5 protein-coding genes are annotated in these 6990 nt (G+C 38.5%); all 5 read right to left on the bottom strand.

Annotation, left to right across the window (positions count from 1 at the left end):
* Positions 1-138: 138 nt before the first annotated feature.
* Positions 139-1896 carry an ATP-binding protein gene (locus ACOVO2_RS12655; protein ID WP_421770329.1) on the bottom strand — a complete coding sequence of 586 codons (1758 nt, stop codon included), beginning with the start codon at positions 1894-1896 and terminating at the stop codon, positions 139-141.
* Complete coding sequence (locus ACOVO2_RS12650) at positions 1896-3020, bottom strand: sensor protein KdpD (protein WP_421770328.1); 1125 nt, start codon at positions 3018-3020, stop codon at positions 1896-1898. The genes ACOVO2_RS12655 and ACOVO2_RS12650 overlap by 1 nt, the downstream gene beginning before the upstream one ends.
* Positions 3021-3043: 23 nt before the next feature.
* Positions 3044-4132, bottom strand: a complete 1089-nt coding sequence (locus ACOVO2_RS12645) for a porin (RefSeq protein ID WP_421770327.1) — start codon at positions 4130-4132, stop codon at positions 3044-3046.
* Between the two features lie 351 nt (positions 4133-4483).
* Positions 4484-5047 (bottom strand): K(+)-transporting ATPase subunit C, encoded by a 564-nt coding sequence (locus tag ACOVO2_RS12640; protein ID WP_421770326.1) that lies wholly within the window; start codon positions 5045-5047, stop codon positions 4484-4486.
* A 20-nt stretch (positions 5048-5067) separates the two neighbouring features.
* Positions 5068-6990 (bottom strand): potassium-transporting ATPase subunit KdpB (kdpB, locus tag ACOVO2_RS12635; RefSeq protein ID WP_421770325.1); only part of this gene is annotated, 1923 nt, incomplete at its 5' end.

The following is a 6990-nucleotide window of genomic DNA, read 5'->3' as shown; positions in this document are numbered from 1 at the left end:
GTAAAACTGCTACCCAAGATATCGAAGCAGGAACAGCTTTGAGTTGGGAATTGGTGAAGTAGCTTTTAAAATAATTTAGGAAGTTTAAGGAAGTCTTCGCTTTGAGCGAAGACTTCCTTGTTTATTTAACTATTTTCATTAATAAGTCGGTTCAGTAGCTGCTTCATGGAGTGGCAAGATAACCGAAAATTTGCTTCCTTTGCCAAATTCACTTTCGACTTCAATTTTTCCACCTTGAGCTTCGATAAATTCTTTGCTGATGCTCAGCCCCAAACCAGTCCCCTCTTTTTGTGTTCCGGGAATTCTGAAGTATCGGTCAAAGATTTTTGATAGATATTGCGGAGCAATGCCCTGTCCAGAATCAATGATTGAAAATTTGACGGTATCTTTATCGGAAGAAATACTGATATTAATAATCGAATGTTCGTAAGAATAGCGAATGGCATTTGAAATCAGGTTGGTTAGTACCCAAGCGGTTTTTTCGCTATCAACAAAAACCTCGGGTGTTGGCGTCGGCGTACTGGTGCGAAGTTCGATTTGCTTTTGTTCAGCCGCATTTTTATTCGCACTGATGGCATAATTCAGCATTTCTTGCGTATTGGTCGGTAAAAGATTCAGTTGGATACTTCCACTCTCGACTTGGGTAACATTTAGCAACTCGCTCGTTATTCTCAGCAAGCGATTTGTATCGTCTTTTATGCTGTCAATCAAATCTTTTTGTTCTGCATTCAATGGCCCAATTTGATTGTTTTCCAAGAGTTGCACACTCATTTTGATAGATGAAATTGGCGTTTTGAATTCGTGCGAAACCGTAGCGATAAAGTTAGTTTTGGCAAAGTCCAGTTCTTTGTATTCGGTGATATTCTGCAACAAAATCACATTCCCGATGCTTTTTTCATGCTCTTCGCCAGTCGGAATGATATTTATTGGAATCAGTTCTTTTTCAAAATAACTTTCTTTATTGTCGGCATAGATTTTAATAGGTTCAATTTTATGTATAATGCTATTATCTGCATTGATGAATAAATCTTTGGTGAGTGTCCGAACCAAATCATTATTAGCTGCAATCTCTTGAACAGGTCTATTTAGTACATCTTCTGACTTTAATCCTGTTATTTTCAAGGCATTATTATTCATAAAAAGCACTCTATTGGCTTCATCCAAGCCAATTACTGGCTCTCGCATATTATTGATGAGAGTTTCGGTTCGCTTCTTTTCCATCAATAATTTCTCGATATTCCCAGCTTTGTATTCTTCCAATTTTTGAGCCATTGTATTGAACGATTTCGCCAAATCGCCAAACTCATTGTGGCCCTCAAAATGCACCCTTTCTGAATAATTTTCGGAAGCAATTTGCTTGATACTCTTAGTCAGTTCGGAAATTGGATTGGCAATATTATTGGGTAAATTCACCAAAAGCGTAAAGGCGATTAAGAAACAAACCGCACCGATTAGCCCAATCCAAGCAATGGCACTATCGGAGGTTCTCTCGGCGATACTACTTTTTCGCTGAATAGCCTGCATATTGAGCAATATTATGTCAGAAATATCGCTTCGGATTGTTCGGATTATTTCAGAATCAACGTTTTCTTTCTTTAGTTGCTCAAAATCATTGCTTAGTTTATCGGTGAGTTCCTTCTCTCCTACTTCTGTCACATTACTTTGCTGTTTCCTTAGATTTTCTTCAAAAAACTTTAGTTCTTTTTCAGAAAAAACGTTTCCGTTGAGTGCAATGAGCATATTTCGGGAATAGTCGATGGTGTTGTAATTTGCTACCAAAATATTCTTGGTTTCGGTCGATAATTTATGAATAAACACCGACCCGATAACCGTAAGTAGGGTTATCATTAAAAACAGAAGTCCAATGCCCGAAATGAGTTTATGTTTGATTTTCATTAGCTTAGAATTACAAGGTCAATATCGCTACTGGAGAGTTTTTTGAGGAGTTCGTTGAAAACATTAGTTGCTAAAATGATTTTAATTAAGCTAAAATGCGGTTTTCCGATACAAATCGTTGAAATTTTACGTTCTTCGGCTTGCTGCATAATTGCCTTTACGATTTCAGCATTTTCAACTTTGATGATTTCTGCTCCCAATTCGGTGGCTAATTTAAAATGATTGATGAGATGCCGTTGCTTATCCAACGGAATTTTATCGGCCGACTCTTTGGGTGTCTGCACGTAAAGTACAAACCATTTACTGTTATAATAGTTGGCCAAACGAGCAGTTTTACGAATGACGGTCTTGGCCGTATTAGCATTGCTGCTAATACAAGCCAAAAAACGCTCGTGTTTGATAGTATTAACTTTCGTAATTTCGGACTCAACTTTTCGCTCAACTTGCGAGGCTACTTCTTTCAGAGCCAACTCACGAAGCTGCAAAATATGCTCACTCTTAAAGAAGTTTTTCAGAGCCATTTCTACTTTATCGGGCTGATAAATTTTCCCTTCTTTTAAGCGTGAAATAAGTTCGTCGGCCGTGAGGTCTATATTTACTACTTCATCAGCTTGGGCAATAATGCTATCAGGAACTCGCTCTTTTACTTCGATGCCCGTGATGGTTTTTACTTCTTCGTTGAGGCTTTCGATGTGCTGAATATTCAAAGCCGAAATAACGCTGATGCCTGCTTCCAAAATTTCAAGCACATCTTGCCAACGTTTCTCGTTTTTGCTACCTTCGATATTGGTATGTGCCAATTCGTCAACAATTACTACTTCTGGACGGGCATTGATTACGGCCGAAACATCCATTTCTTCCAGTTCTTTGCCTTTATAAAATATTTTTCTGCGTGGAATAAGCGGTAAGCCTGCCAGTAAATCGTGTGTTTCTTTGCGGTTGTGCGTTTCGATGAAACCAATTTTCACATCGATGCCATTCTTCAAAAGCGTGTGTGATTCCTGCAACATTCGGTAGGTTTTTCCTACGCCCGCACTCATTCCGATATACACTTTGAATTTCCCCCGCTTCGATTTCTTGATTAAATTGAGAAATTCTTGAGCAGATTTTTTGGTTTCTTCCATCAGTAATTTTGTTAAAAAACAATTTATAGAGCAATGGCAAACGAGGTAGTTAGAAACACATTGGAATTTTGTGGACGATTATCACTCATAAAAATCATGTCTTTACTTTTGAAAGTTCGGGCTTCTACTCGCCACAATAAATTTTCATTTATTTTATAATCATAGTTTAACGAATACCCCCAGGTCTGAAAACCATTTTGGGTATTTGTTGCTATAATTACGCCATTTTTATCATTATAATGTTCAATTCTGGCCGCAATAGCAGACTTTGAGTTAGGTGTTACTCGGCAAATCAAAATTGGACTGTACCAAGAATTGTATCTACTACTACCCTTTTGTTTTTGCTCTACGCCATAGTCAAGTCCGACAGTAAATCCGATCTTATCAGTTGCTTGATAGATGGCATAAAAATTATGAAAATACCTCATTTGTTTTACACTATCTGGCTTGTCGCTTCCGAGATATGAGCTACTATTGAGCGTTAATTTTGCATTGGGTTTATAAGTTATTTGATGTCCAAAAGCAGGTTGATTATTTCCATCAACTAACTGTATTCTCTGCCAACCATTTAACACCAAACCCGCAAGAAACCATTTTTCATTTCGGGAAGTATAAGAAAGTTTTGCCCCAGTTTCAAAGTAAGGTGAATTATCGGCCATCAGACTTCGGGTAAGATTCCAACAATCTTTACTGATGGCACTTTCAAAACCTATGTGCGAGGGCATTACGCCCATATCCAGCCATAAATTATTATTTTTTGCTACTTTTACCCCCACATTCGCCTCATAGATGTTCTTCAAAACGCCCACTTCGGCAGCATAATTGGCATTCATGTAAGTTCCCGTAGCAATGCTCAAATTTGCTCTCAGAGCATCGTTTTGATAGGCCGCTTTGATAAATCCTAAATTGATATTGACTTCATTGCTACGGTTGTGTGAATAAATAAAACTCGGGCGTGTGTGGCTGGCTTGATTAGCTACAAAAGTATAGTAGGTTTCTAAATAAGCATTGATTACCAAATTGGGTTTTGTACTATCTTTTTGTGCGTAAAGAGAATTATTAAATGCCATCAGACAAAACAGCACCAATAATTTGATTTTCGAATAATTCATTGATTTTATGATTTGGATTTGTGAAAAAATATTTGACTTCTATATAAAAGAGAGATACCGTTAACTGTTTCTATTCTTAGTTTCCCCTCTTTTTTTAAGCAGGGCGATTAAGTTCTAAGTTCTGTTTTTTCAAGCCCTTCTCCTGTGAGGAGAAGGGTTGGGATGAGGTAAAAAAGTCTATATTTTTGCTAAAATGTCAGATTTTGACCTCACCCTAAATCCCTCTCCTGAAAAAGGAGAGGGACTTTTCTCAGAACTTAACACCCCTGCTTTTTTAAGGAGGGGAAATTTCAGACCCCATCAACTTTCTGTGAGAAAATGATATATGAATACTTTGCAAGCAAAACCACTCTAATTCTTTAACTCATCAAGTGCCAAATTTAACTTTAAAACATTGATTTTTTCAGGGCCGAATAATCCGAGTAATGGCGGTTCGGTGTTTGAAATAATCAATTGTTTGAGATTAGCCTCAGCAATTCCTCTGATTTTTGCAATTCTTTTGATTTGAATCGTTGCGGCTTGTACCGAAATATTTGGGTCTAAACCACTTCCGCTTGCGGTGACAATATCGGCAGGAATTTCTGATTTTTGTACACCTGGGTTATGCACCAAAAATGTATCAATTCGGGCTTGAACTTCCTTCAAATAATCTGGGTTTGAAGGTGCTTTATTGCTTCCTGCACTTCCTGCGGCATTATAAGCCACCGCCGACGGACGAGATTGAAAATATTTATCATCGGTGAAAGTTTGACCAATATTGGCGTAATATGTTTTGTTGTTTTGAGAAATAATTTCTCCTTTGCCATGATTGGGAGCAAACTGAGCAATCCCAAAAACGATAGCTGAATAGATTCCGACAAAAAACAATAAACTTACGATTGTTAGACGGAAAGCTGAAAAAATATATGCGTTCATGATTTCTGAAATTTAAGATTTTAAATAAACATTGCTACTACAACGTCAATAATTTTGATACCTACGAATGGAATAATGATTCCACCCAAGCCATAAATCAGTAGATTTCGACGAAGTAATGCACTTGCTCCAATGGGCTTATACTCAACACCTTTCAAAGCCAAAGGAATAAGCATCGGGATGATGATTGCATTGAAAATCACTGCCGATAAAATGGCACTTTCTGGGCTGTGCAAGTGCATGATATTGAGACCTTGCAGAGCTGGAATAGCCACAATAAACAAGGCTGGAATAATGGCAAAATACTTGGCAATATCGTTGGCAATACTGAAAGTAGTCAGCGTTCCACGCGTCATCAATAATTGTTTACCAATTTCAACCACTTCGATTAATTTGGTTGGGTCATTGTCTAAATCAACCATGTTTCCTGCTTCTTTGGCGGCTTGTGTACCGCTGTTCATGGCCACACCTACATCGGCTTGGGCTAAAGCTGGGGCATCGTTTGTACCATCACCCATCATGGCCACCAATCTACCTTCCGATTGTTCTTTTTTGATATAATTCATTTTATCTTCAGGCTTGGCTTCGGCAATATAATCATCAACTCCTGCTTTTTCGGCGATGAATTTTGCGGTTAAAGGATTATCGCCCGTTACCATTACGGTCTTGATTCCCATCTTGCGGAGGCGTTCAAAACGTTCGCTAATGCCCGTTTTAATGATGTCTTGGAGTTCAATCACCCCAATTACTTTTTCGTTTTTGGCTACTACTAAAGGTGTTCCTCCATTACTTGAAATAACTTTCACGCACTCTTGTACGCCTTTCGGGTAAACATTTCCTGCTCTTTCGGCAATGCCTTTGATTGCATCTGAAGCACCTTTTCTGATACGATTTCCATCAAAATCAACGCCAGAACAACGAGTTTCGGCAGTAAATTTAATAAAAGTCGGATTTTGTATTTGATAACTCGCAGGATTCATACCCGCCAATTCAATGATAGATTTTCCTTCGGGGGTTTCGTCAGCCATTGAGCTTAATACTGCCGCTTTGATGAATTCTTTTTCATCAATATCAAATGGATAAAACTTTGTTGCTTTTCTATTTCCAATCGTAATTGTACCTGTTTTATCCAATAAAAGCACATCAATATCGCCCGCTGTTTCTACGGCTTTACCACTTTTTGTGATTACGTTTGCACGCAAAGCCCTATCCATTCCTGCAATACCGATGGCCGATAATAAACCACCAATTGTGGTTGGAATTAAGCAGACAAATAATGAAATAAAAGCCGCAATCGTGATAGGCGTTTTGGCAAAATCGGCAAATGGCTTGAGTGTGACCGTAACGATGATGAACACGAGCGTAAATCCTGCCAATAGAATAGTTAAGGCGATTTCATTCGGTGTTTTTTGGCGAGAAGCCCCTTCGACCAAAGCAATCATTTTATCAAGAAAACTTTCGCCTTGTTCGGTCGTTACTTGTACTTTTATTTTATCTGATAAAACCTTAGTTCCGCCCGTTACTGAACTTTTATCGCCACCTGCTTCTCTGATTACTGGAGCAGACTCGCCCGTGATAGCACTTTCATCAATCGTGGCAAGTCCTTCGATAATTTCACCATCGGAAGCAATTATTTCGCCCGCTTCGCAGACAAATACATCTCCTTTTTTCAATTTTGCTGATGAAATAACTTGTCCATTTTCGAGCCTTGCGGGCGTTTCTTCTCTTGTTTTTCTTAAACTATCGGCTTGGGCTTTGCCTCTTGCTTCGGCAATGGCTTCGGCAAAATTGGCAAATAATAAGGTAAGAAACAAAACAATGAACACTGTGAAATTATAAGCAAAACTACCTTGCGACTGCTCGCCTGCGAGAATCCAAGCACAGACAAAAAACATTACTGCCGTTCCGATTTCGACCGTGAACATCACAGGATTACGAAACAT

The organism is Emticicia sp. (genome assembly GCF_049241225.1).
In the GTDB taxonomy this organism is placed as follows: Bacteria; Bacteroidota; Bacteroidia; order Cytophagales; family Spirosomataceae; genus Emticicia.
This window is presented reverse-complemented; position numbering and strand designations above follow the sequence as displayed.